22 protein-coding genes and 1 tRNA gene are annotated in these 22,684 nt (G+C 71.7%); 9 read left to right on the top strand and 14 right to left on the bottom strand.

What is annotated here, in order from left to right; genetic code table 11:
* On the top strand, window positions 1-539 hold a 539-nt coding region (locus tag ACFVYN_RS36405; protein ID WP_390006400.1), incomplete at its 5' end, for a DUF475 domain-containing protein.
* Between the two features lie 87 nt (window positions 540-626).
* A complete protein-coding gene (locus tag ACFVYN_RS36410; RefSeq protein ID WP_390006401.1) occupies window positions 627-1,364 on the top strand; it encodes a Tellurium resistance in 738 nt (245 codons plus the stop codon).
* Window positions 1,365-1,370: 6 nt separating this feature from the next.
* Here ACFVYN_RS36410 and ACFVYN_RS36415 read toward each other — a convergent pair whose 3' ends face one another.
* Complete coding sequence (locus ACFVYN_RS36415) at window positions 1,371-2,180, bottom strand: TerD family protein (protein WP_390006402.1); 810 nt, start codon at window positions 2,178-2,180, stop codon at window positions 1,371-1,373.
* A 207-nt stretch (window positions 2,181-2,387) separates the two neighbouring features.
* Here ACFVYN_RS36415 and ACFVYN_RS36420 point away from each other — a divergent pair, with 207 nt between their 5' ends.
* Genes ACFVYN_RS36420 through ACFVYN_RS36430 form a run of 3 tightly spaced genes read left to right on the top strand, consistent with a single transcriptional unit; the run spans window position 2,388 to window position 6,907 of the window.
* Window positions 2,388-3,551: an HpcH/HpaI aldolase/citrate lyase family protein gene (locus ACFVYN_RS36420; protein WP_390006403.1), complete on the top strand. Its 1,164-nt coding sequence runs from the start codon at window positions 2,388-2,390 to the stop codon at window positions 3,549-3,551.
* Window positions 3,552-3,575: 24 nt separating this feature from the next.
* The gene (locus tag ACFVYN_RS36425) at window positions 3,576-6,071 is read left to right on the top strand and encodes a phosphoribosyltransferase (protein WP_390006405.1); all 2,496 of its coding nucleotides are present in this window, start codon (window positions 3,576-3,578) and stop codon (window positions 6,069-6,071) included.
* Window positions 6,071-6,907 (top strand): HAD family hydrolase, encoded by an 837-nt coding sequence (locus ACFVYN_RS36430; RefSeq protein WP_390006406.1) that lies wholly within the window; start codon window positions 6,071-6,073, stop codon window positions 6,905-6,907. Before ACFVYN_RS36425 ends, ACFVYN_RS36430 begins: the two co-directional genes overlap by 1 nt.
* Here ACFVYN_RS36430 and ACFVYN_RS36435 read toward each other — a convergent pair.
* Both ACFVYN_RS36435 and ACFVYN_RS36440 read right to left on the bottom strand, forming a co-directional pair.
* Window positions 6,882-7,508, bottom strand: a complete 627-nt coding sequence (locus tag ACFVYN_RS36435; RefSeq protein WP_390006408.1) for a DedA family protein — start codon at window positions 7,506-7,508, stop codon at window positions 6,882-6,884. The genes ACFVYN_RS36430 and ACFVYN_RS36435 overlap by 26 nt on opposite strands.
* A 58-nt stretch (window positions 7,509-7,566) precedes the next feature.
* On the bottom strand, window positions 7,567-7,794 hold the full coding sequence (locus ACFVYN_RS36440) for a zinc ribbon domain-containing protein (RefSeq protein WP_390006409.1): 228 nt from the start codon (window positions 7,792-7,794) through the stop codon (window positions 7,567-7,569).
* Between the two features lie 80 nt (window positions 7,795-7,874).
* Here ACFVYN_RS36440 and ACFVYN_RS36445 point away from each other — a divergent pair, with 80 nt between their 5' ends.
* A complete protein-coding gene (locus ACFVYN_RS36445; RefSeq protein ID WP_390006410.1) occupies window positions 7,875-9,524 on the top strand; it encodes an alkaline phosphatase D family protein in 1,650 nt (549 codons plus the stop codon).
* Window positions 9,525-9,685: 161 nt separating this feature from the next.
* Window positions 9,686-11,050, top strand: coding sequence for an alpha-lytic protease prodomain-containing protein (locus ACFVYN_RS36450; RefSeq protein ID WP_390006412.1), 1,365 nt, complete (start codon window positions 9,686-9,688; stop codon window positions 11,048-11,050).
* Between the two features lie 41 nt (window positions 11,051-11,091).
* Here the strand turns inward: ACFVYN_RS36450 and ACFVYN_RS36455 are convergent, their stop codons facing one another.
* The 7 genes from ACFVYN_RS36455 to ACFVYN_RS36485 form a co-directional block, all read right to left on the bottom strand.
* Window positions 11,092-12,186 (bottom strand): serine hydrolase domain-containing protein, encoded by a 1,095-nt coding sequence (locus tag ACFVYN_RS36455; RefSeq protein WP_390006414.1) that lies wholly within the window; start codon window positions 12,184-12,186, stop codon window positions 11,092-11,094.
* Entirely contained in the window at window positions 12,183-13,103 is a 921-nt protein-coding gene (locus ACFVYN_RS36460; protein ID WP_390006415.1) for a DUF6895 family protein, read from the bottom strand. Before ACFVYN_RS36460 ends, ACFVYN_RS36455 begins: the two co-directional genes overlap by 4 nt.
* The gene (locus ACFVYN_RS36465) at window positions 13,100-14,107 is read right to left on the bottom strand and encodes a DUF6895 family protein (protein ID WP_390006417.1); all 1,008 of its coding nucleotides are present in this window, start codon (window positions 14,105-14,107) and stop codon (window positions 13,100-13,102) included. Before ACFVYN_RS36465 ends, ACFVYN_RS36460 begins: the two co-directional genes overlap by 4 nt.
* Window positions 14,104-14,817 carry a hypothetical protein gene (locus ACFVYN_RS36470; protein WP_390006418.1) on the bottom strand — a complete coding sequence of 238 codons (714 nt, stop codon included), beginning with the start codon at window positions 14,815-14,817 and terminating at the stop codon, window positions 14,104-14,106. The genes ACFVYN_RS36465 and ACFVYN_RS36470 overlap by 4 nt, the downstream gene beginning before the upstream one ends.
* A 13-nt stretch (window positions 14,818-14,830) precedes the next feature.
* The gene (locus tag ACFVYN_RS36475; protein WP_390006419.1) at window positions 14,831-15,019 is read right to left on the bottom strand and encodes a hypothetical protein; all 189 of its coding nucleotides are present in this window, start codon (window positions 15,017-15,019) and stop codon (window positions 14,831-14,833) included.
* A gap of 141 nt (window positions 15,020-15,160) precedes the next feature.
* Window positions 15,161-16,558: a hypothetical protein gene (locus ACFVYN_RS36480; protein WP_390006420.1), complete on the bottom strand. Its 1,398-nt coding sequence runs from the start codon at window positions 16,556-16,558 to the stop codon at window positions 15,161-15,163.
* 80 nt (window positions 16,559-16,638) lie between these two features.
* Window positions 16,639-17,409, bottom strand: coding sequence for a DUF4097 family beta strand repeat-containing protein (locus tag ACFVYN_RS36485; RefSeq protein WP_390006421.1), 771 nt, complete (start codon window positions 17,407-17,409; stop codon window positions 16,639-16,641).
* A gap of 235 nt (window positions 17,410-17,644) precedes the next feature.
* Between ACFVYN_RS36485 and ACFVYN_RS36490 the strand changes: the two genes are divergently transcribed.
* Window positions 17,645-17,716 (top strand) — tRNA-Val (locus ACFVYN_RS36490).
* Between the two features lie 46 nt (window positions 17,717-17,762).
* On the opposite strand, the gene ACFVYN_RS36495 is transcribed toward ACFVYN_RS36490, so the two are convergent.
* Together ACFVYN_RS36495 and ACFVYN_RS36500 are read right to left on the bottom strand one after the other, a co-directional pair.
* Window positions 17,763-18,101 carry a hypothetical protein gene (locus ACFVYN_RS36495; protein ID WP_390006423.1) on the bottom strand — a complete coding sequence of 113 codons (339 nt, stop codon included), beginning with the start codon at window positions 18,099-18,101 and terminating at the stop codon, window positions 17,763-17,765.
* A 91-nt stretch (window positions 18,102-18,192) separates the two neighbouring features.
* Window positions 18,193-19,503, bottom strand: a complete 1,311-nt coding sequence (locus tag ACFVYN_RS36500) for an MFS transporter (RefSeq protein ID WP_390006425.1) — start codon at window positions 19,501-19,503, stop codon at window positions 18,193-18,195.
* A 223-nt stretch (window positions 19,504-19,726) separates the two neighbouring features.
* Between ACFVYN_RS36500 and ACFVYN_RS36505 the strand changes: the two genes are divergently transcribed.
* Complete coding sequence (locus ACFVYN_RS36505) at window positions 19,727-20,152, top strand: DUF6003 family protein (protein WP_390006426.1); 426 nt, start codon at window positions 19,727-19,729, stop codon at window positions 20,150-20,152.
* Between the two features lie 65 nt (window positions 20,153-20,217).
* On the opposite strand, the gene ACFVYN_RS36510 is transcribed toward ACFVYN_RS36505, so the two are convergent.
* Together ACFVYN_RS36510 and ACFVYN_RS36515 are read right to left on the bottom strand one after the other, a co-directional pair.
* Complete coding sequence (locus ACFVYN_RS36510; RefSeq protein ID WP_390006428.1) at window positions 20,218-21,183, bottom strand: YihY/virulence factor BrkB family protein; 966 nt, start codon at window positions 21,181-21,183, stop codon at window positions 20,218-20,220.
* 587 nt (window positions 21,184-21,770) lie between these two features.
* Window positions 21,771-22,571: a maleylpyruvate isomerase family mycothiol-dependent enzyme gene (locus tag ACFVYN_RS36515; RefSeq protein ID WP_390006430.1), complete on the bottom strand. Its 801-nt coding sequence runs from the start codon at window positions 22,569-22,571 to the stop codon at window positions 21,771-21,773.
* Between the last annotated feature and the right edge of the window lie 113 nt (window positions 22,572-22,684).

The following is a 22,684-nucleotide window of genomic DNA, read 5'->3' on the forward strand; positions in this document are numbered from 1 at the left end:
CCTACATGGTCGTCGGCGGCCTCTCCGGCTACTTCGAGGACAAGCTCGAAGAGGAGGAGGAACGCGAACACGAGGACGAGGAACGGGCCGAGCGCGAGGGCAAGCCCAAGTCGGCGGTCACGCTGGCCGGCCAGGCCGCGTTCTTCATGTTCCTGTACCTGGAGGTCCTGGACGCCTCCTTCTCCTTCGACGGCGTGATCGGCGCGTTCGCCATCACCAACGACATCGTCCTGATGGCGCTGGGCCTGGGCATCGGCGCGATGTACGTCCGTTCCCTGACCGTCTACCTGGTCCGCCAGGGCACCCTCGACGACTACGTCTATCTGGAGCACGGCGCGCACTACGCGATCGGCGCCCTCGCGGTGATCCTCATGGTCACCATCCAGTACGAGATCAACGAGATCATCACCGGCCTCGTCGGGGTGATCCTGATCGGCTGGTCCTTCTGGTCCTCCGTACGCCGCAACAACGCGCTCGCGGCCGCCGAGGGGAAAGCCGCGGGGTCGGACGAGAAGACTGAGGTCTCGTCCGGGGTGTGACACCCTCCCCGGTGAGGAACGCTCTGAGCGGGGCGGCCGGCCTCCGGCCGCCCCGCCGGCTTCTCCAAAGTGAACATGGGGGCGGGAATGGGCTTCTTGGACGGACTCCGAGGCGGCCGCGAGGTCGACTTCGACTCGGGCAGCGCGGCCAGCAACGCGATCGAACTGACCAAGCGGCACAACCGGGTCTCGCTCACCAAACAGGGCGCGGCGACCGGGAACCTCCGCGTCAACCTGACCTGGCGGATGCGGACCTCCGACATCGGGGGCTCACAGCGCGAGTCGCTGCTGCGGCACCCCTTCAAGGCCCTCAAGCCGCCGGAGGTCCTCGGCCACAGCCAGAGCATGGTCAACGTCGACCTCGACCTCGGGTGCCTGTACGAACTGGCCGACGGCACCAAGGGCGTCGTCCAGCCCCTCGGCGGCCTGCTGGGGGACGTCAACGCGCCGCCGTACGTGAAGCTCAGCGGGGACGACCGGTTCGGGTCGGCGTCCGGCGAGACGATGTACGTCAACCTCGACCACCGGGACCAGATCAAGCGGCTGCTGGTCTTCGTGTACATCTACGACCAGACCCCGGCGTTCGACCGTACCCACGCCATGGTGACGCTGTATCCGAGCAACGGGCCGCGGATCGAGATAGGCCTCGACGAGCGGCACCCCCAGGCCCGGTCCTGCGCGGTCGTGATGATCGAGAACATCAAGGGCGAGCTCGTCGTGCGCCGCGAGGTGCAGTTCGTGTACGGCTTCCAGGGCGAGCTGGACCGGTTGTACGGGTGGGGGCTGCAGTGGGGACGGGGCTACAAGGCGAAGGCCGACCGGTGAGCGCCGCTACCGCCCGATGAACTGCGGGCCCTGGGGAGGCAGGCGGAACTCCGCCGCCGGGGCCGGAGCCACCGGGGGCGGATAGCCGTAGCCCGACGCCGCCACGGGAGCCGTCACCGGGGTCGCCTGCTGGGGGTAGCCGTAGGCGGGCTGGGTGGGGACCGAGGAGGCCGACTGCGCGGGCTGCTCCGGGGGGAGGGGGAACGACGTGTGCTCGGCCTGGGGCGTGGTCTGCGCGGAGTCGGACTCGTCCACCACGATGCCGTAGTCCGTGGCCAGGCCCTGCAGGCCCTCCACATAGCCCTCGCCCAGGGCGCGGAACTTCCAGCCCTCGCCGCGGCGGTACAGCTCGCCGCAGATCAGGGCGGTCTCCTTGCCCGTCTCCGGCTTGATGTCGAAGGAGAGCAGCGGCTCGCCGTCGGGGACCGAGGCGTCGTACAGCAAAATGCACAGGCCCCGTACGCGGCCGAAGGTGGCGTTCTCCACCGACGCCTCGTCCACCGAGGAGTCGTCCACCGACGCGACCAGGAGAATCTGGCTGACGTCGGGCTCGACACCGGCGAGATCTGTCTGGATCGTGTCGGTGGGACCCTCGGCGACGCGCTTCTTGCCGAGGAGCCAGACCTTCCCGGAGGGGTGCCGGGGCTGGTTGTAGAAGACGAAGTCCTCGTCGGACCGCACCCGACCGCCGGGGCCGAGGAGCAGCGCCGAGGCGTCGACGACCGGGACCCCCTGCCCGGGCGCCCAGCGCAGCACGGCGCGTACCGTGGTGGTTTCCAGCGGGACGTTCGACCCCTTCAGCATGGCGTGCGTCATGCGAGTCATCCTGCCCTCTCGGTCCTGGTCACGACAATGCGGGGGTGCGGGACACCGGCTCATGTCGTACCGGTGTCGACATGGGCGTGTTTGTCTGCGTTACCTGAAATTCATGCCCGGTGGGAACCTCGGACACGGGTACCTACGTACTATTACCGGCCACCTGTGAACCCTTCACAGGCGGCACAGCTACCACGGGGGAGTCGTATGCGGCATTTCGGGCACATCACCCCGGAGGTGCGTCAGCGCCTCTTCCACCAGGAGCCCTGCGAGTTCACCTCGGACTCCCCGGCCCGGCTGCTCTCCGCGGCCCTGGGCGCCACGCTCTACAGTCCGGCCACGCGGCCGCGCCTCGCCGACGACATCGTCAAGCAGGCTGGGCTCGGCGTGGTCTCGATGGTGCTGTGCCTGGAGGACTCGATCGGTGACGACGACGTCGCCGAGGGCGAGGAGAACCTCGTCCGGCAGTTCACGGACCTCGCGGAACGCCGGGTGGACCTTCCTCTGCTCTTCATCCGGGTCCGGCACCCCCAGCAGATCCCCGATCTCGTACGGCGGCTCGGTCCCGCGGTCCGGCTGCTGTCCGGATTCGTGCTCCCGAAGTTCACCGAGGAGCGCGGCATCCCCTTCCTGGAGGCACTCTCCGGCGCCGAGGCCGCGAGCGGACACCGGCTGTTCGCCATGCCGGTGCTGGAGTCGCCGGAGCTGCTCTACCGGGAGACGCGCGTAGAGACCCTGGAGGGCATCGCCCGCGCGGTCGACAAGTACCGCGAGCGGGTCCTGGCGCTGCGCCTCGGCGTCACCGACTTCTGCTCCTCCTACGGCCTGCGCCGCGCCCCCGACATGACCGCCTGGGACGTCCAGATCGTCGCCTCCGTGATCGCCGACGTGGTGAACATGCTGGGTCGCGCCGACGGCACCGGCTTCACCGTGACCGGGCCGGTCTGGGAGTACTTCCGCGTCCAGGAGCGCATGTTCAAGCCGCAGCTGCGCCGCAGCCCCTTCCTGGAGGGCCAGGCCGAGGAACTGCGCGAGGCACTCATCGAGCACGCCATGGACGGCCTGCTCCGCGAGATCACCCTCGACCAGGCCAACGGCCTGCTCGGCAAGACCTGCATCCACCCCACCCACGTACTGCCCGTGCACGCGCTGTCCGTGGTCAGCCACGAGGAGTTCAGCGACGCGCAGGACATCCTGCGGCCCGAGCGCGGTGGCGGCGGGGTGCTGAGGTCGCAGTACACGAACAAGATGAACGAAGTGAAGCCGCACCGCGCCTGGGCCGAGCGGACCATGCTGCGCGCCGAGGTCTTCGGGGTGGCCAACGAGGACATCGGCTTCGTGGAGCTGCTCGCCGCCGGAATCTCCGGCTGACCATCCGTGGACACCAAGGGACGCATGAACAAGGCAGTGAACGACGGGACGCCGGGCGGAATCTGGTCGGGGACGTGGGTCGCCGACCGGCTCGGCGTCGAACTCGTGGGCGACAGCCGGCTGACCGACCTGCTGGGACTGGCCCTGCGCCGCAACCCCAAGCGGGCCCACCTGCTGGTCTCCAACGTGCTGGGCAAACACGTCCCGCAGTCGCCGTCGGTGGTCTACGGCCACGGCTTCGCACTGGGCCGCAGGGTCCGCGACCTGCTGGGCGACGAGGAAGCGGCCCGCGCGGTCGTCCTCGGCTACGCGGAGACGGCGACGGGCCTCGGCCACTGTGTCGCCGACGGCATCGCCCTCGCCCCCTACCTCCACTCCACCCGCCGCCCGGTCCCCGGCGTGACCCCCGCGGGCGGCTTCGAGGAATCCCACTCCCACGCCACGAGCCACCTGCTCCTCCCGGAGGACCAGGCCCTGCTGGCCGGCGACGGCCCCCTGGTCCTGGTCGACGACGAGTTCTCGACGGGCAACACGGTCCTGAACACGATCAGGGACCTGCACGAGCGGTACCCGAGGGACCGGTACGTGGTGGTCGCCCTGGTGGACATGCGGTCGGAGGAGGACGCGGGGCGGCTGTCCGACTTCGCCGGGGATATAGGCGCGAGGGTGGATCTGGTGGCGGCGGCTTCGGGCACCGTGCGCCTGCCCGAAGGGGTCTTGGAGAAGGGCCAGGACCTTGTGGCCAGGTTCGAGGTGACTGACCCAGGGGCGCGGGGCTGTGTTGAATCTGCGGCTACCGCCGCGCGGGCGCGACCAGCCCCCACCCGCCCGCACCCGGCACTCGACCGCGTAGACCTGTCGTGGCCCCGAGACCTCCCAGACGGCGGACGCCACGGCTTCACTCCAGCCCACCGAATACGCCTGGAATCCGCGCTCCCAGCGATGGCCGCAAGGCTCGCCGAGGCCCTGCCCCAAGACGCGCACCGCGTGCACATCCTCGGCTTCGAAGAGCTGATGTACGCCCCCCTGAGACTCGCCCGCGAGCTGGAACAGGTCGCTCAAGGCGTCGAGGTGACCTACTCCACCACCACCCGCTCCCCGGTACTGGCCGTCGACGACCCCGGCTATGCCATCCGCAGCCGGATCGTCTTCCCCGCCCACGACAACCCCGCCGACGGCCCCGGTGACCGCTACGCCTACAACGTCGCCGGAGCCGGTTTCGACGCCGTGATCGCCGTGGTCGACGACACCGCCGACACCCCCGAACTCCACGCACCGGACGGCCTCCTGGCCCAGCTGGCTCCGCACACCCGGCAGACAGTCCTCGCGGTGATCCCCAGCTACACCCCCGAAAGGCCCTCCATGCTCCCCGAGCCCCTCCGCGGCCCCGCCTTCTCCTCGTACGCCCCCGAGGAGGTCGGCTGGCTGCTCCAGGACCTCTCGGACGTCACCCTGGAGGCGCCGACCGAGGAGCGCGAGGAGGCCATCCAGAGCGGCGGCGCGCACTACGCGGAGTCGCTGCCGGTGGAGTACCAGCCGAGCGACCAGTACCAGCAGTTGTTCCACACCGCCCTCAAGGAATCCTCCGCGCGGCTCGCCCAGGCCGTCGGCGCCGTCACGGAGCTCGTGCTCCAGGAGCGCTCACCGCGCCCCGTCCTCGTCTCCCTGGCCCGCGCCGGCACCCCCGTCGGCGTCCTGATGCGCCGCTGGGCCGGGTTCCGCCACGGTCTGGAACTGCCGCACTACGCCGTCTCGATCGTCCGAGGCCGCGGCATCGACGCCAACGCCCTGCGCTGGCTGGCCGAACACCACGACCCCGCCGACGTCGTCTTCGTCGACGGCTGGACCGGCAAGGGCGCGATCACCCGCGAACTCACCGAAGCGGTGAGGAAGTTCGAGGCCGAGGGCGGCGCCGCGGGCTTCGACCCGGAGATCGCCGTACTCGCCGATCCGGGCTCGTGCGTGCGGACGTACGGCACCCGTGAGGACTTCCTCATCCCCTCCGCCTGTCTCAACTCCACGGTCTCCGGGCTGATCTCGCGTACGGTCCTGCGCGCGGACCTGGTCGGCCCCGACGACTTCCACGGCGCGAAGTTCTACCGCGAACTCGCGGGCGCGGACGTGTCGGTGGACTTCCTGGACGCCGTCGCCGCCCGGTTCCCCGAGGTCGTGGACGCCGTCGACGCCACCGTGAAGGAACTGCTGGCCGGGGACCGCGAGCCCACCTGGGAGGGCTGGGCCGCCGTCGAACGCATCAGTGAGGAGTACGGCATCCACGACGTCAACCTCGTCAAGCCGGGCGTCGGCGAGACCACCCGGGTGCTGCTGCGCCGGGTGCCCTGGAAGATCCTGGCGCGGGCCGGGGCGGGCGCGGACCTGGACCACGTACGCCTGTTGGCCGAGCAGAGAGGTGTCCCGGTGGAAGAGGTCGCCGAACTCCCTTACACCTGCGTGGGGTTGATCCACCCCAAGTACACGCGGGGCGCGACGGGCGCCGACGGCCGGGCGGTGGCCCTCTGATGCCGGCTCCAGCTCAGGCCCAGCCTCCGGTGCTCGTGGCGAGCGACCTCGACCGCACGCTCATCTACTCCGCCGCCGCCCTCGCGCTGACCATGCCCGACGCGCGGGCGCCCCGGCTGCTCTGTGTCGAGGTGCACGAGAGCAGACCGCTGTCGTACATGACGGAGACCGCGGCCGGGCTGCTCTGCGAACTCGGGGACGCGGCGGTCTTCGTGCCGACGACGACCCGCACCCGCAAGCAGTACCAGCGCATCAACCTGCCCGGCCCCGCGCCCACGTACGCGATCTGCGCGAACGGCGGCCACCTGCTGGTCGACGGCGTCACCGACCTCGACTGGCACGCGCGGGTCACGGCCCGTCTCGCCGACGAGTGCGCACCTCTGGAGGAGATCAGCGCGCACCTCCAGGAGACGACCGACCCCCTGTGGGTGCGCAAGCACCGGATCGCCGAGGACCTCTTCGCCTACCTGGTCGTCGAGCGCGAACTGCTGCCCGAGGACTGGGTGAAGGAGCTCGCGGTGTGGGCCGAGAGCCGCGGCTGGACGGTCTCCCTGCAGGGCCGCAAGATCTACGCCGTCCCCAAGCCGCTCACCAAGAGCGCGGCCGTGCGCGAGGTGGCCCGGCGTACCGGGGCCACCCTGACGCTGGCCGCGGGTGACTCCCTGCTCGACGCCGACCTGCTCCTCGCGGCCGACCGGGGCTGGCGGCCCGGGCACGGCGAGCTGGCGGACGAGGGCTGGACCGCTCCGGCGATCAGCGCGCTGCCGGAGCGGGGGGTCGCTGCGGGGGAGCGGATCCTGCGCGAGCTGCTCAGGACGGCCCGGACGCCTCAGTAGACGAGGGCCGCCGCAGCAGTCGTACGGCGACGAACGCCACGACCGCGAGCGCGGCGGCCACCAGGACGACCTTCGAGTACGCGGACACGACCTCGGTGACCTGGGCCCAGTTGGCGCCCAGGGCGTGGCCCGCGAGGACGAACGCCGTGTTCCACAGGGCGCTGCCCAAGGTGGTCAGCGTCAGGAACACCGGCAGCGGCATGCGCTCGACACCGGCCGGGATCGAGACGAGGCTGCGGAAGACCGGGATCATCCGGCCGAAGAACACCGCCTTGGTGCCGTGCCGCGAGAACCAGGCCTCGGTCTTCTCGATGTCCGAGACCTTCACCAGGGGCAGCCGGGCCGCGAGCGCCACCGTGCGGTCCCGGCCGAGGAGCGCGCCGACGCCGTACAGCGCGAGGGCGCCGATCACCGAGCCCGCCGTCGTCCACAGCAGCACGGCGGCCAGGCTCAGCCGGCCGGTGCTCGCCGCGAAGCCCGCGAGCGGCAGGATCGCCTCGCTCGGCAGGGGCGGGAACAGGTTCTCCAGGGCGATGGCCACCCCGGCGCCGGGCGCGCCGAGGGTGTCCATGAGGCCGTTGACCCAGTCGATGACTGACATGGGCCCACGCTAGGCAGGTCGACCTGAAGGCAGGCTGAAGAGGCTTCCGGTACGGCGGTCAGCCGCAGCAGCCTCCGCCGCAGCAGCCGCCTCCGCCCCCGCCGCCCGACTGGGGGGCCGGGGCGGCCGACGCGGACGCCGAGCCGCCCACCGCCACCGTCGACAGCAGCTTGACGGTGTCGTCGTGGCCTGACGGGCAGTCGGCGGGGGCGGCGGACTCGGCCATGGGACGGCTCAGTTCGAAGGTGTCGCCGCAGGTGCGGCAGCGGTACTCGTAGCGAGGCATGAGCACAGGTTAACCGGCGCTCCGACCGGCCTGTCCGAATTCTGAACTTTGTCTGGTTAACATGCTGGGGTTCTCCGCCGATGATCAACCGTGGGAGGAACCCCTTGGCCCTGCGACACGACCCCGAACTGCGTGCGGCCGCACGGCACTTCGGGCGGCGCCGCTTTCTCACGGTCACCGCGGCGGCCGCCGCCCTGGCGTTCGGTACCCAACTGCCGGCCCGGGGTGCGGCAGGCTCCAGCGAGCTCGACGCGGCACGGATCGGCAGCGACCCGTTCACGCTCGGCGTCGCCTCCGGGGATCCGCTGCCCGACTCCGTGCTGCTGTGGACCCGGCTCGCCCCCGCCCCGTTCGAGCCGGACGGCGGCCTGCCCCAGCAGTACGTCTCCGTCGACTGGGAGATGGCCCTCGACGAGAGCTTCGGCGCGCCCGTCCGCAGTGGCGTCGCCCTCGCCTACCCCGAGTACCACCACACCCTGCACATCGACGTCGACGGCCTCGAACCCGACCGTGTCTACTACTACCGGTTCAAGACCGGGACCTGGATCAGCGAGACGGGCCGTACCCGCACGGCGCCGGCCACCACCGCCGAGGCCGCGTCGCTCACCTACGCCGCCGTCTCCTGCCAGGCCTACCACGACGGGTACTACACGGCGCACCGCCATCTCTCCCAGGACGACGTCGACGTGGTCCTCCATCTCGGCGACTACCTGTACGAGTACGCCGTGAACTCCGTGGGCGGCCAACGCGCCTACACCGACCGGAAGCTGCCGGCCCTCTTCAACCGCGAGACCATGACGCTGGAGGACTACCGGCTGCGCTACGCCCTCTTCAAGAGCGACCCGGACCTCAGGGCCGTGCACGCGGCGCACCCCTTCGTGGTCACCTGGGACGACCACGAGACCGAGAACAACTACGCGGGCGCCATCAGCGAGAACGACGATCCGCCGGAGGAGTTCCTGCTGCGCCGCGCCGCCGCCTACCGGGCCTACTGGGAGAACCAGCCGCTGCGCGCCGCACAACTGCCGAACGGCCCCGACGCCCAGCTCTACCGCCGGCTCCAGTGGGGCACCCTCGCCCAGTTCGACGTCCTGGACACCCGGCAGTACCGCTCCGACCAGGTGTACGCGGACACCAAGCACTCCGGCGGTCCCCTCCAGGACGACCCGGCGCGCACCATGACCGGGGCGGCGCAGGAGAGCTGGCTGATCGACGGCTGGCGTGCCTCGCAGGCCCTGTGGAACGTGGTGCCGCAACAGGTCTGCTTCTCCCAGCGCAAACTCGACCTCACCGCGGAGCCCCTGATGTCCATGGACGCCTGGGACGGCTACCGGGCCTCCCGGCGCAGGATCCTCGACGGCGCGAAGTCGGCCGGGGTGGAGAACCTGGTGGTGATGACCGGGGACGTGCACGTCGCGTACGCCTTCGACATCAAGGACGACTTCGACGACCCGGCCTCCAGGACGCTGGGCACGGAGTTCACCGCCACGTCGGTCACGAGCGGACGGGACGGCGCCGAGCGGCCCGCCACCTGGGACACGTATCTCAAGGCCAACCCCCATCTGAAGTTCTACGACGGGCGCCGCGGCTATGTGCGGGTCACCCTCGACCGCCGGCAGGCGCGGGCCGACTTCAGGACCGTGTCCGCCGTGACCACCCCGGGCGCCCCGGTCACCACCGCCGCGTCCTTCGTGACGGAGGCGGGCAACCCCGGCCTCCAGCCCGGCTGACGTACCCCGCCTGTCGGCCTGCCGGCATCCGGCGCTGCGCCGGGCGGGCCCTTCATGTCCTCCGATGCGCGGAACGAAGGGGGATACGGACATCCGTTGGGTCGCTTTCGGCAAAACCTAGGGATTCGAGGCCTTTGTTCCCCTATCCGAGGAGACGCCTGATGGTCCACAGACCCGCTTCAGCCGCTTGTGCCGCATTGACGGTACTCGGCGCACTCGTGCTCACCGGGCTGCCCGCCGCGGCGGCCGTGGAGCCCCCCGCGCCGACGCCGGCCGCCTCCGCCGCCGAGACGCTCGGCGCGAACAGCCCCTCATCCGTGGTCCTGCGGGCCCTGGAGCGCGACCTGCGCCTGACCGAGACGCAGGCGAGGACGCGCCTGGTGAACGAGGCCGAGGCGGGCACCCGGGCCGGCCGGCTCCAGAACGCGCTGGGCAAGCGGTTCGCCGGAGCGTGGGTGAGCGGGGCCACCTCCGCCGACCTGACGGTCGCCACCACCGACGCCGCGGACGGCCCGGCCATCGAGGCCGGGGGAGCTCGGGCGGCGGTCGTCAAGACGCCGCTGAGGACCCTGAGGAAGGCCAAGACGAAGCTGGACCGGTCCGTGACCGGCAAGGCCCTCGACACGCCGGTCCGGTACATCGACGTACGGACCAACCGGGTGACGGTGCAGGCGACGAGCCGCGCCGCCGCGGACGCGCTCGTCAAGGCCGCCGGCGTCGACAGCGCCCTCGTGGACGTCAAGGTGTCGGCCGACAAGCCGCGCGCCCTGTACGACATCCGGGGCGGTGACGCCTTCTACATCGACAACACCGCCCGCTGTTCGGTGGGGTTCGGCGTCACCAAGGGCGACCAACAGGGGTTCGCCACGGCCGGGCACTGCGGGAAGGCGGGGGCGACGACCACCGGTTACAACCAGGTCGCCCAGGGCACGTTCCAGGCGTCCGTCTTCCCCGGGCAGGACATGGCATGGGTGGGCGTCAACAGCGACTGGACCGCGACAGCCGCCGTCAAGGGCGAGGGCGACCAGGACGTTCTGACCGCCGGCTCGGTGCAGGCGCTGACCGGGGCCGCGGTGTGCCGGTCCGGTTCCACCTCGGGCTGGCACTGCGGCACGATCGAGCAGCACGACACGAGCGTCACCTACGCCGAGGGCACCGTCGACGGCGTGACCCGTACGACGGTGTGTGCGGAGCCGGGTGACTCGGGCGGTCCGTACATCTCGGGAGTCCAGGCGCAGGGCGTCACGTCCGGGGGCTCCGGCGACTGCACGAGCGGCGGCACGACCTTCTACCAGCCGATCAACCCGGTGCTCAGCACCTACGGCCTGACGCTGGTGACCAGCACGAGCGGGAGCGGCACCTCCGCCCCCGAGGACGGCCAGCAGGGCACCTGGGCCGCGGGCCGGGTGTACGAGGTCGGAGCGCGGGTGACCCTCGACGGTGTCACGTACGTGTGCCTGCAGTCCCATCAGGCGCAGGCCGCGTGGCAGCCCGCCCTCGCCCCGGGGCTGTGGCAGCGCGTCTGAGGACGCGGTGACGTCCGGCGATGCCCGAGACCGTCGGCCCGCTACATCTCTGCCAGCAGGGTGTACGCGGTCGGCACGAAGGCATCGCCGGCGCGGAAACGGCGGGTGCACACGGCGGCCAAGGCCGTGCCGATGTCGGGGCGGAAGCCCAGGAAGGCCTGCTGACCGAGGGTCGCCCCGCCGTGGAAGTACATCGGACCGCACTCCGTGGGGTGCTGGAACCAGGCCACCGTGTGCACATGCCGGTGCCCGAGACCGCGTCGGAGCACCGGGCGGCGTACCGCGCGCAGCGCGTCGGCCAGCGGGCGGCCCGCCGGATCCAGATGTGCTTCCAGGAACGTGAGCAGGTCGTGCGGGGTGGCCCGGACGGCGCCGGCCGCCTGGAAGCCGCCGACGATCAGCGGGGGCACGGGCGTCGTGCCGTCCTTGCGGTGTCCGGTGGCGTCGGTGTCCGGGCCGCCCGGGCCGAGGGTGGCGCCGCTGAGCCGGAGCGGACCCAGCACCTGACCGGTGAGCAGCTCGTCCCACGGGGTGGCGGTCGCCGCCGTCAGGGCGTGACCGAGGACGGCGACACCGAAGTTGGAGTAGTGCCAGCGGGTGCCGGGCCGGTGGCGTCGCCGGTGGCGCAGGAAGGCGTCGACCACGCGCTCGGCGGGATAGCGGGCGTAGGGGTTGGTGCGCCACGCGGGGAGCGCCCGGACGAAGAAGTCGGCGGGCAGGGCGGGCAGTCCGGCGGTGTGGGTGATCAGGTGGGCGAGGGTGACGGGGTTTTCGCCGGGCCGCCGGGCCGGATCCAGCAGGGCGGCGGCCGGCTCGCCCGCGGACAGCAGGCCCGTCTGCGTCAGCTGGGCCAGCAGCAGCCCGGTGAACGTCTTGGAGGCCGAACCCATCTCGTAGCGCAGCCGCTCGCGGGGGGCGGGCGGGGGCGGTGCGGTGCCTCCGGTGCGCACGGTGCGGTGACCGTGCCGGGACAGGGCGAAGACGACGTCGGGCGCGTCCACGGCGTCTACGGCCGCGTCGAGTCGCCGCCGCACCGCCTCGTCGTCGACGGGTGCCTGCTTCGACGTCACGCGGGTGACGTCGGGTGGACCGCCCGGCCAGGGTGCGGGACGCGTGAGGCGTGCGGCGGCTGTCATGACGGTGTGTGCGCCAGCTGGGTCAGGGCGCGGGACGTGGCCAGGACGGAGGCGAAGGCGGCGACCAGCGTCGGGTGGTAGACGAGGTCGAAGACCTCGTCGGGTCCGCCCGGCGGCATCGTGCGTACCACGGGCATCGCGCCGTCGGGCTGCTGGGCGGCGGCGAAGCCCTCCCAGGCCCGCTCGTCGAAGGTGGGGCGGGGCAGACAGGCGTCGACGACGAGCAGTTCACCGAGCAGGTCCCAGCGCTGCAGGTCGAGCCAGTCGTCCAGCCAGACCGGCAGCCACGTCGTGAGGTAGTCGGCGATCTCGCGCGGCAGACCGGCGGGGTTCTCCCCCCAGTCGGTGAGGTGGAAGACGGTGTGGGTGATGTCGTAGGCGATGTGCCCTTCCACCGTCCAGGGTTCGGGTGCCCGTCCCAGCCAGGTCGCGCCGACGAGGTCGGCCTCCGGTATCCGGGGCGGCAGGCCGAAGCGGCGCTGGAAGGCGGACAGGCCCAGGCGCCGGACCGGTGACATCTCCAGGGCGGCGAAGCTGTCCAGCCGCTGGTTGAGCCGGAAGGCCCGCTCGGCCTCGGGGCTGCGGTAGCCCAGCTCCCTGAACGGCAGGTACACCTCGAAGGGGATCGGCGATATGGGTTCGGTGCGCTGGCCGTGCACCAGCATCCGACCGCCGTCCAGGGTGTGGCGCCAGGCGTGGTCGACCAACTGCCGTGCCAGCGTGGCCTGTCGGGACCCGGCCACACCCTCGCGGAACAACACCTTGCAGATGAGCGCCAGTTCGCCGACCGGTTTGAAGCGTTCCAGGAAGCCGATCTCCGGGTCGACGTCCAACTCCAGCCGGAATCCGTCGCGGTGGGCGTGCAGCCACTCCAGGGCGCCGAGCCCGACCTGGTGCATGAGACGCGTGGGGGTCATCCCGGCACTCCCTGTCCGTCGGTCGCCGTCCCCGCCTCCGTGTTCTCCGTGTCGTTCCCGGCCGCCTCACGCAGCCGGTTGACGGTCAGCACGGCGGCGAAGGCCGTCATCAGCGTCGAGTGGTAGCAGTCGAGGAAGGCGGGCGCGGTCGTACGGCTGCCTCGTGCGCCGACCTCCGGGACGGCACCGGAGTCGTCCTGGGCCACCGCGAGTCTCGCCCACGCCTCCTGGAACAGCGCGGTCTCCGGCGGGCCGGGCAGGCTGCTCGCCACGGCCAGCAGTTCGCAGCCGAGGTCCCACTGCTCGTCCTCCAGACAGGTGTCGAGCCAGGGGGCGAGCCAGTGCCGCAGGTAGGCCGCGACCGGTGCGGGGACTGCCTGCGGGGTCAGGCCCCAGTCGGTGAGATGGAAGATCACATGGGTGAGCGTGTAGCCGGCGGCCAGCTCGAACGTCCACGGCTCCGGCAGGCCGGCGAGCCAGGTGCGGTCCAACGCCCGCGCCACGTCGTCGTGTTGCGCGAGACCGCTGCGGCGCTCGGAGTTGAGCACGCTCAGACGCCGGTTCGGTTCCTGCTCCGTCACATGCCAGCCGCGGGTACGGGCCACCGTCGCGGTGGCGCGCTCGTAGCCGGCGTGGCGCAGGCCCGCCGACGCGAACGCCGCGTACACCTCCAGCGGATACGTCGCGAAGGGTTCGAGGCGCTGCAACTCCGTGAACAGGGCGCCGTGCCCGGTCTGTTGCCACGCGAACGACAGCAGGTCGGACGCCATGACGTGGAGCGGGTCGGCCGGGTCGGTGTGCCGTCGCACGCAGACGCACACCTGGGCCAGCTCGCCGAGGGGCTTCCAGGTGGTGTTCACGTTGCCGTGCTCGGCGAGCGCGTCGTCGCCGAGCGCGAATCCGTCGCGGTGGGCGCACACCCAGGCCAACGCGGCCTCGGCCAGAGCGCGGATCTCGCGCGCCGCCGGGATCTCCTGCGCCGCTGGGATCTCGCGCGCCGTCACACCAGCACTCCGGTGCGCATCAGCTGGGTGGCCTCGACCTGGAACGCCACGCGGGCGTCCTCGCCGCCCATCTGGGCCACGAACTCCAGCCCGGTGTCCAGGCCCAGCGTCCGCGGCACGTCGTCGAGGACGGCCAGCCAGCGTCCCGCTCCGGCTGCCTGGAGCCAGTCGCGGCGGCGGACCGCCCGGACGAATCCCCGGGCGACGTCGACCGGGCGGCGGCGTGCCGCACGGGCCACCGCGCAGTCCTCGCCGGGCAGCGCGAGGGGGGCGAGCACGGCGAGTTGATGGGTCAGGAACTGCCACGGCGTGTCGTCGAGCCATGCCGTTTCGGGCTCGGCGTCGTCGTCCCACGCGCCGTCGAGGGAGGCGTCCAGCCGCAGCAGCGCCCGCCTCATGGCCCAGTGGCTCCACACCGAGGTGGGAGGCGCTTCGGGGGGTGGCGGGTAGGCGTGCACGGCTCGGCTGAACACGGCGAGGTCGTCCGCATCCGGGGGCGGGCAACGCGACAGGACGCTCGGCAGGACGACATCGGCCCCCACCACCCGTACGGCGGCGAGGAACGGGTCGGCGGTCGCCCCGGGGCCCTGCCCCTGCGCGACCGTGCCCGCCAGCCGGAAGCGGTCTCCGCTCCGAAGAGCGGAGACCAGTTCCGACGTGAGGCCCTGCACCGCGCCCGCGAGGCGGGTCGAAGTGCCTGACTGCTCCATACGGATTCTCCCGTCAGCCCTTCTTCGGCCGTGGCGTCGGAGGCGACAGCAGGAGGCTGGTCGACGAGGACGTCAGAGCAAGTGCCGCGCACTGGCGGCTGTCGCGGTAGTAGCCGTCGGCCTCGACGGGGTCGAGAGCCGCTTCGACGTCGGTGCCGGGAACCTCGGTGAGGTCCTCGAGCTGGAACTCGGTGGAGGACATACCACCATCTCCTTTTGCGAGAGATATGCGGGTCTTAGTCCATGTCACCGGATTGGGGCGATCTATGCAAAAAAGGGCGATTTGTCTAGTTCGTGCGAGATTCAATTTCCCGCTCGCGAGTAGGTGACGCATGACGCACCCTCAGTGCGCGCCCCCGCGCTCCTCACGGATCTGCGAGACCACCCGGGCCACCGTCTGCCGTACCGCTTCGGTCTCGGTGAGGAAGTGCCAGTAGTCGGGGTGGCGGCCCTCCAGGGTGGCGATCGCCCGGTCCAGGCGGGCCACCGAGTCGTCCAGGGGGCGCGCGTGCCGTGGGTCGGGGGTGGTGCGGCCGCTCATGGCGAGGCGCTGCGCGTCCCGGATCGCGAAGCGCGTGCGGTCGATCTCCTGCTGCGGGTCCTTCTGCACGGCGTTCAGCCGGCGCAGCCGGTCGCCGGCGGCGGAGACCGACTCGTCGGTGGTGTTGAGCAGGGCGCGGACCGTGGAGAGCAGGGAGGTCGCGTCCGGCCAGCGCTGTTCGTCGCGCGCGGCACGGGCTTCGCGGAGCTTCTGCTCGGCCTGCCGGACGTTCTGCGCGGCCTGGTCCGGGACGTGTTGCAGGTCCTGCCAACAGGCGGCGGTGAACCGTCGGCGCAGTTCGCTCAGGACCGGGTCGACCTGGCCCGCGCGGGTGGTGAGGGCCTCGGCGCGGGTGCGCAGCGAGACGAGCCGGTGGTCGATCTCCGCGGCCCGCTCCGGCAGCCGCTCGGCCTCGACCCGGATCGACTCGGCCTCCCGGGCCACCCGTTCGGCGCGCTCCAGGGTCTCCGGTACGCCGTGCTGTCCCGCGCCCTGGTTGAGCTTGGTCAGGTCGGGTCCGAGGGCGGCGAGCCGGGCGGCGAGGTCGTCCGCCTTCAGCCCCGACTGCCGTACGGCGTCCAGGGCTTTGGAGGCGGCCAGCAGCCCCTGCCGGGCCCGCTCGACGGCCGGGGCGACGCGGGCGAGCTGGGTCTCGGCCTTGCCGAGCAGCGGGCCGAGGCTGTCGCCGAAGCGGTCCAGCTCCTTCTTGACGTTGCCGAGGTCGTCCTTGGCCCGGGTGAGCTCGGTACGCGCGTGGGCTGCGACCGACGCCTCCAGGTCGTCCCGGTCGAGGTCATGGGCGTCGACGGCCTCGATGTAGCGCAGGCTGGCCTCGTCGATCCGCCCGCTGATCGCCTGGAAGTCGGCGACCGCCCGCCGGGCGGCGGGGGAGTCGTCGACGGCCGTGATGGTCTCTATCGAGATCCGCAGATCCCGCTGGGCGGTGTCCAGTTCGTAGAACGCGGCCGCGGCGGCGTCCTTCGCGGCCTGCGCCTCGGCCCGCTGGCTCTCCGCGCGCCCACCGAACCAGCGCCGGGTGCCGCCGCCGGCGAACGCGGCCGGCAGCACGAGGGCGGCGAGCAGGGGCAGGCCGACGAGAGTGAGGGTGTCCTTGAACGCCTGCCGGTGTGCCCGCGGCACCGAGGACTGTGCCCGAGGCACCGACGACGACGAGTACGGCTGCGATGGTGTCGCCGTCACATCCCTCTCCCGTGCTGTGGTCCGTCCTGGCGGTGCCCGGTGTCATTCTCCCACCGGTAAGGGACGAACACACGGCCCGGTCAGTTCGCGGTTCGCACCGTGATCTTCCCGTCTCCGCTCTGGGCGGACACGACGTGGTCGCTGGAGTCGGACCGGGGCACGGACACGTCGACCCCTCCGTCGCCGGACTTCGTGTCGACGCGGTAGGTGGCCTTCGGCAGCTCGACGGTCACCGAGCCGTCGCCGCTGCGGGTCTGCACCCGGTCCGGTACGGCACCGAGTTCCAGGTGGACCGAGCCGTCGCCGGTGCGGGCGGTGACGCGGCGGGAGGTGACCTCCACGCGCATCGACCCGTCGCCGCTGTGCAGCTCCAGCGGCCCGCTGGAGTCGGTGACCCCCACGGAACCGTCCCCGGTGCTGATGCTCAGCGGCCGGGTGAACCCCCTGGCCCGCACACTGCCGTCGCCGTCCTGCACCTTCACGCTGACGTCCCGCGGCACCTCGATACGGTGCTTGGCCGCGCAGTCGGCTATGACGCCGCTGCACTTCATCCGCAGCACCAGCCGGTCACCCTTCATCGACCAGGTCACCTCGGGGTCCTTGCCGACGGCGACGGTCCCCTGGAACCAGCGGGTGACCTCGACCGTCCCCGACTTGTTCGAATCGGCGGCGACGATCTCCAGCGCCGAGTCGTCGGAGTCGACGGTCAGGGTGCGGCCCTGGAGCGCGAAGGACTTGTGGTCGGGGGTCTTGTCGTCCCCGGCGGAGGCACCGCAGGCGGTGGCCCCCGCGACGACGAGCGCGACGACCCCGGCCGCGGCGGCGGCACGTGCGGGAACGGAACGGAACATGATGATCTCCCCCTGGATCGAGCCCTTGTCGAGCCCTCGTCGAGCCCTGGACGGGCGGCCGCGGTCACTCCGCGACCCTGCTTCGACCTTAGGGACCGGGGCGCCCGCGGGGGATCCGGGCCGCTCCCGGATCGGGGGTGGGGTTTTCCCCAGTACCGACCCTGACGTCCCCGCGTCCCCCGAGTAAGGGTTTGCAGGGCAGGGCCATGGGCAAGGTAGGCTGTCGACTCGTCTCGGGTGCGTAGCTCAGGGGTAGAGCGCCTGCCTTACAAGCAGGATGTCGGCGGTTCGAAACCGTCCGCGCCCACATCAGGAGAGGACCCCGGCCGATCTCGGCCGGGGTCCTTCGTCGTTCAGCCCGCTTCCCGCGTGCCGGTCGCGTGCTTCAGCCCGGTCCGGGCGTCCACGCGGTCCGGTGTCTCCACTTCCGTCCAGAAACGGTGCGTGGTGACGAAGACCGCGAGTTCGTGTTCGCGTCGCCGGAGCTTCTCCACCTCGGCCTGTTCGTCGGGGGTCCAGCCGGGGGAGGCGGGGCGCTCCACCTTCCGCCAGCCGTTGTCGTCACTGAAGCCGTCCAGAGGCGCGACCGACCAAGGGAGCCGCTTGAGCAGGGCCGACAGCTCGGCCCGGACCTGATGCAGCTCCTCCTGACCGGCGAGGAGGTCACTCGGAAAGTCATAGGTCTTAGCCACGACACAATGCTACGCCTGTTCGATTTTGAGGCGCGAGTCGCTTCCGGAGGTTCATGCGAACGGGCGGCGTCCGCCCGCCCGGGACGGCGATTCAGGGACGCGTGGGTCCTGTGCGGAGCTCGGACGCGGGATCGGTGTGGCCCGCCGCTACCGGAAGCGTCCGGCCCAGGCGGGCGAGCGGGGACAGGGCCATCAGGACCGGCGACAGCAGCATGCCCGCGGCCGTCACCAGGAGGCTGGTGCGCAATCCCCACTCCTGTGCGAGGTATCCGCCGAGCAGGGAGCCGAGCGGGGTCAGCCCCATCCCGACGAACGTGATCGTGGCGGCCGCGCGGCCCTGCATCCCGTCCGGGGTGACCGCCTGCCGCACGGCCATGACCGTCACGTTCACCAACTGGCCGCCCGCCCCGAACACGAAGCCGACCACGAGGAGCGCGGCAACCGTCACCGCGGACGAACCGCGCAGCGCCGGCACCCACAGGAACGCGCCGTCACCGAGCGCCGCCGCGGACACCAGCACCACGCCATGACCGAACCGGCCCGGCAGTCGGGCGGCCAGCAGGGAGCCCAGCAGCGCGCCCGGCCCCGTAGCCGCGAGACACAGTCCGACGACGGCGCCCGACAGATGCAGTTCCCGGGGCAGGAAGAGCAGATAGACGGTCATCAGCGCGGCGAAGGAGAACTGGAAGGCCGCCGAGGCGAGGCACACGGTCCGCAGCGAGGTGTCGCGTGCGACGAAACGCAGACCCTCACGAATCCGCCGGCCTGTGCCCAGGGGACGTCCCGAGTGCTCCCGTATCGACTCGCGGCGACGGATCCGTCGGATCGACAGGAACGACAGCGCGAAGAACAGCGCGCCCGCCGCGGCGGCGATCGGTGCCGACAGCCAGGACACCAGCGCCCCACCGAGGGCGGGACCGCCGATCTGCGCCGCGGACCGGCTGCCCTCGAGCGCGCTGTTGCCCTGAACCAACTGGTCGCGCCTCACCAGCCGCACGAGAGACGACTGGTAGGCGACGTCGAAGAACACGGACAGGACCCCGACGGTGAAGACGACCACGAACAGCGCGGGCAGACCGAGCAGCCCCAGGAGCCCGGCCACGGCGGCGGCGCCCAGTGCCAGCGCCCGGCCGGCGTCGGACAGGACCATCACCGTGCGGGTGCGCCACCTGTCCACCCACGCGCCGACGAAGAGCGAGAGCAGCAGGATCGGCGCCTGCCCCACCGCGCGCAGGAGGCCCAACTGGCCGGCACCGGCGTCGAGGGTCAGGACGGCGAACAGCGGCAACACCAACAGGCTTGTCTGTTCGCCGAGTTGGGAGGCGCTCTGGCCCACCCAGAGGCTACGGAAGTCGCCGTTCCGCCACAGGCTCGACGGGGCGGGGCGACCGGAATCGGACATGACGGAGGAAGTGGACGGCACGGAGATCCTCGGATCGAAGGCTGCTGTGCCACACCGTCAGGGGCGGCACGCGATGACAGGCCGGACGGCCTACGACGTCAACGCGCGCTCGGAAGACCGGGCATGTCCTCACTCCTTCGGGGTCACTCACCGAACCCGAACATTAGCCGGGGAAGGCGGGGTAAGGGGAGGTCGTTCTGCCCCTGGTGTGAAGGAGCCGAGGATGACCGACGACGCCTATCTGTTCCTGCTCGACAACGCGTCCGCGCGGCTGGGCGTGGCCCCCGCCGCCGTCGGCGAGCTCGCGTGCATGGAGACGCCCGCGGTCCGGGCGTGGCTGGACGCCCAGGGAACCACGGCGACCTCCCCGCATCTGCGTCTGCTGCCGCCGGAGGAGACCGCCGCCGTGCCCGAGGGGGCCGAACGGCTGCCCGTGCCGCTGAGCGAGGAGGAACTGAGCCGCGTCCGCCACCACTTGGCGCCGGAGTCCCTCGCCGGGGTCGAGGAGGAGCTGCTCACCTACCGCGACTACGCGGACGGCCGGGACGGCCTGATCGGCCGCGCACTGGCCGCCGGCGTGCCACCGCACCGCATCGTCGAACTGACCGGCGTGGACCCCGCGACGGTCACGGCCGCGGCGGAAGTCTGACGGCGGGGACCGCCGGGCGGACTCCGGCTCACCCCCCGGCCGGGCGACGGCGCTGCCGGGCGGCCTCACTCCCCGGGGCCGGGATCCGGATGGACGGCCGACTCGATGCCGGCGCGGGCCGCTTCGAGCTGGGCGGCGAACGCGATGCCGAGGAACAGGGCGACGGCGGTGAGGTTCGCCCACAGCAGCAGGGCGATGAAGGCCGTGAGCGGCCCGTACACGGCACCGAAGGCTCCGCTCTCCTCGACGTACAGCGCGAGCAGCCAGGTGGCCGCCACCCACAGCAGCAGATGTACGGCCGAGCCGAAGGCCAGCCAGGTGTAACCCGGCTGCACCCGGCGCGGAGACCAGCGGAAGATCACGGCGGAGGCCACCCAGGCCAGCGCGAGCCCCACCGGCAGGTCCAGCACACCCCACCAGCGCGGCCCGCCGCCCTCCCGGCCCGCGGACTCGGCCACCGCGTCGCCCACGGCCTCTCCGGCGACCAGCACGACGAACCCCAGCACCAGGGGCAGACCGGCGGCGAGCGCAAGCACGATCCCGCGCGCGTACTTGCGCGGGAAGGGACGGTCGCGCTCGATGCCGTAGATCCGGTTCGCGCCGCGCTCGATCTGGCCCATGGCCGAGGCGAGGTTCAACAGCGCGAAACCCAGACCGAGCCACAGGGCGAGCGTGCTCCAGACACTGCCGTGCGCGGTGCGCCGCGTCCCGTCGAAGGCGTCCTTCACGACGTCGGCGCTCGCGCCCGGCACGATCCGGCCGAGCGTGAGCTCGATGATCCGGCCCACGCCCTCCGTGTGCACCGACGTGGCCAGACCGACCAGCGCCACGGTGCACGGAACCAGTCCGAGCACCACCTGGAAGGCGAGGGCCCGGGCGTTGGTGAAGCCGTCGGCGTAACGGAACCGCGCGAAGGAGTCGGCCAGCAGCCGCAGCCCGCCGTAGTGGCGCAGGGCGGTGAACGCCTCGTCTCCGGAGAGCTCGTCCCCGATCATGTCCCGGGTCTGCGGGACGCGGACGGCGGTACCCATCGCGTGGACACTCCTTGTTCGTGCGGCTGGTCCCTGTGCGGTTGCCCCGAGAACGGGCTGTCAGCGTCGCCCGCCGAACTCCCACTCGTGGACCTCCACCGTGGCCGTACCGTCGGGTTGCGGCTGACGGAATGGGCCAGCGCCTTGATGCTGGACTGCCCGGTGAGAGTGTCAGCCGCAACTACTCCCCGTGGCGGCTGTCGTCGTGCTCGGCTACTGCGAGAGCGAGCGGGCCGCGACCAGGCAGCGGATCGCGTCCAGCATCGCGCGGTGGCAATAAGCCTCCGGTTGCCCGCTCCGCCCCGGCCCCGCAGCCAGCCCGGCACACCGGCAGCAGTGACCATCGCCCACTCGGCAGAGATGCGACAACAGGGCCTCCTGGACCGCACGTTGGCTTCGAGACGGCAGTTGCGTCGCTTCTCGTGATCGCTGGGACGGACAAATTCGCACTGCCATCCAGGTAGACGGTCGGCTTGGTGACGCCCCGAGGCCGCCTCGCGGGTTCGAGCCCGGTGCCGCGACTGACGAACCTGGCGAAGAGTCGTGTCCTACCGGCTCGAGGCGCGGCCAACCGCCCCCGCTACGTCCTACTTCTCCTCCGGCTCCCAGGCGCGGAGCAGGTCGAGCAGCCCTGCGTCTCCGTCAACGTGCAAGGAGTCGGCCTGGATCCGGTCGTACAGGTAGAGGACCAGCTCACTGGCCGTGCCGTGGACGGAGGCGCCGGCTGCGTCCGAGTCTTCGCCGGTCGCGGCGGTGGGCGCGGGGATGCGGGTGGTGCGTGCGCCGTCGCCGTCGACGGTGAGGCGCCAGGAGCGGCCCTCGGCGGCGTGGAAGTCGAAGGCCGTGGGCTTGTGCGGCCAGGCACTCGGCGTTGCGCAGACGGTGAACAGGAACTCCTCCACACCGTCGAGTGCCAGCTCGACCGGCAGCGGCTGCGGGGCGCCCCCGGCGAGCTGGGCGTCGTAGGTGTGCACCGCGGTCTCCTGGACCCGGTGCCGGGCGGTGCCGCCGGCGGTCTGCGGTGACTGCGACGCGGGCCACCACGTCCAGCAACCGCTCTCCGGTCCCGCCGCGCGCAGGGCGTCCAGCAGAAGCTGCGTCGACGCGTCCAGCCAGGCCAGCAGGGCCTCACGCTCCTGCGGCACTTCCAGCGCGGCGCGCGCGGCGACGGCCTCGGCCGGGGGAGCGTCGGCAGACCCCGCGCCGACGATGGCGGCCCAGAAACGGTCTCCCCCACCCAGGTGCTTCACCAGATCGAACAGCGTCCACCCGGGGCAGGTCGGCACCTGCGCGTCGAGACCGGGAGCGGCGGCGACCACGGCGCGGAAGGCGGTCGACCGTTCATCGATCAGTCGCAACAGGTCAGGGAAGTCAAGATTCTTTTCCACGCCGGATGTCTATCACCGTGTTCCGATGATCGGACAGCGATTTTCACAAGTCGCCGCCGGTTGGCCATTGCGGACGTCCTCGCCTCCCACCGCTCGGGTGACAAGCTGCGCAC

The sequence above is a fragment of the Streptomyces sp. NPDC058307 genome, from assembly GCF_042880295.1.
Classification (GTDB): Bacteria; Actinomycetota; Actinomycetes; order Streptomycetales; family Streptomycetaceae; genus Streptomyces.

What these genes read in the sequence shown, in the direction of transcription:
- ACFVYN_RS36410 (WP_390006401.1), top strand. Translation starts at nt 627, where the DNA reads ATGGGCTTCTTGGACGGACTCCGAGGCGGCCGCGAGGTCGACTTCGAC.
- ACFVYN_RS36415 (WP_390006402.1), bottom strand. Translation starts at nt 2,180, where the DNA reads ATGACGCACGCCATGCTGAAGGGGTCGAACGTCCCGCTGGAAACCACC.
- ACFVYN_RS36420 (WP_390006403.1), top strand. Translation starts at nt 2,388, where the DNA reads ATGCGGCATTTCGGGCACATCACCCCGGAGGTGCGTCAGCGCCTCTTC.
- ACFVYN_RS36425 (WP_390006405.1), top strand. Translation starts at nt 3,576, where the DNA reads ATGAACAAGGCAGTGAACGACGGGACGCCGGGCGGAATCTGGTCGGGG.
- ACFVYN_RS36430 (WP_390006406.1), top strand. Translation starts at nt 6,071, where the DNA reads ATGCCGGCTCCAGCTCAGGCCCAGCCTCCGGTGCTCGTGGCGAGCGAC.
- ACFVYN_RS36435 (WP_390006408.1), bottom strand. Translation starts at nt 7,508, where the DNA reads ATGTCAGTCATCGACTGGGTCAACGGCCTCATGGACACCCTCGGCGCG.
- ACFVYN_RS36440 (WP_390006409.1), bottom strand. Translation starts at nt 7,794, where the DNA reads ATGCCTCGCTACGAGTACCGCTGCCGCACCTGCGGCGACACCTTCGAA.
- ACFVYN_RS36445 (WP_390006410.1), top strand. Translation starts at nt 7,875, where the DNA reads ATGATCAACCGTGGGAGGAACCCCTTGGCCCTGCGACACGACCCCGAA.
- ACFVYN_RS36450 (WP_390006412.1), top strand. Translation starts at nt 9,686, where the DNA reads ATGGTCCACAGACCCGCTTCAGCCGCTTGTGCCGCATTGACGGTACTC.
- ACFVYN_RS36455 (WP_390006414.1), bottom strand. Translation starts at nt 12,186, where the DNA reads ATGACAGCCGCCGCACGCCTCACGCGTCCCGCACCCTGGCCGGGCGGT.
- ACFVYN_RS36460 (WP_390006415.1), bottom strand. Translation starts at nt 13,103, where the DNA reads ATGACCCCCACGCGTCTCATGCACCAGGTCGGGCTCGGCGCCCTGGAG.
- ACFVYN_RS36470 (WP_390006418.1), bottom strand. Translation starts at nt 14,817, where the DNA reads ATGGAGCAGTCAGGCACTTCGACCCGCCTCGCGGGCGCGGTGCAGGGC.
- ACFVYN_RS36475 (WP_390006419.1), bottom strand. Translation starts at nt 15,019, where the DNA reads ATGTCCTCCACCGAGTTCCAGCTCGAGGACCTCACCGAGGTTCCCGGC.
- ACFVYN_RS36485 (WP_390006421.1), bottom strand. Translation starts at nt 17,409, where the DNA reads ATGTTCCGTTCCGTTCCCGCACGTGCCGCCGCCGCGGCCGGGGTCGTC.
- ACFVYN_RS36500 (WP_390006425.1), bottom strand. Translation starts at nt 19,503, where the DNA reads ATGTCCGATTCCGGTCGCCCCGCCCCGTCGAGCCTGTGGCGGAACGGC.
- ACFVYN_RS36505 (WP_390006426.1), top strand. Translation starts at nt 19,727, where the DNA reads ATGACCGACGACGCCTATCTGTTCCTGCTCGACAACGCGTCCGCGCGG.
- ACFVYN_RS36510 (WP_390006428.1), bottom strand. Translation starts at nt 21,183, where the DNA reads ATGGGTACCGCCGTCCGCGTCCCGCAGACCCGGGACATGATCGGGGAC.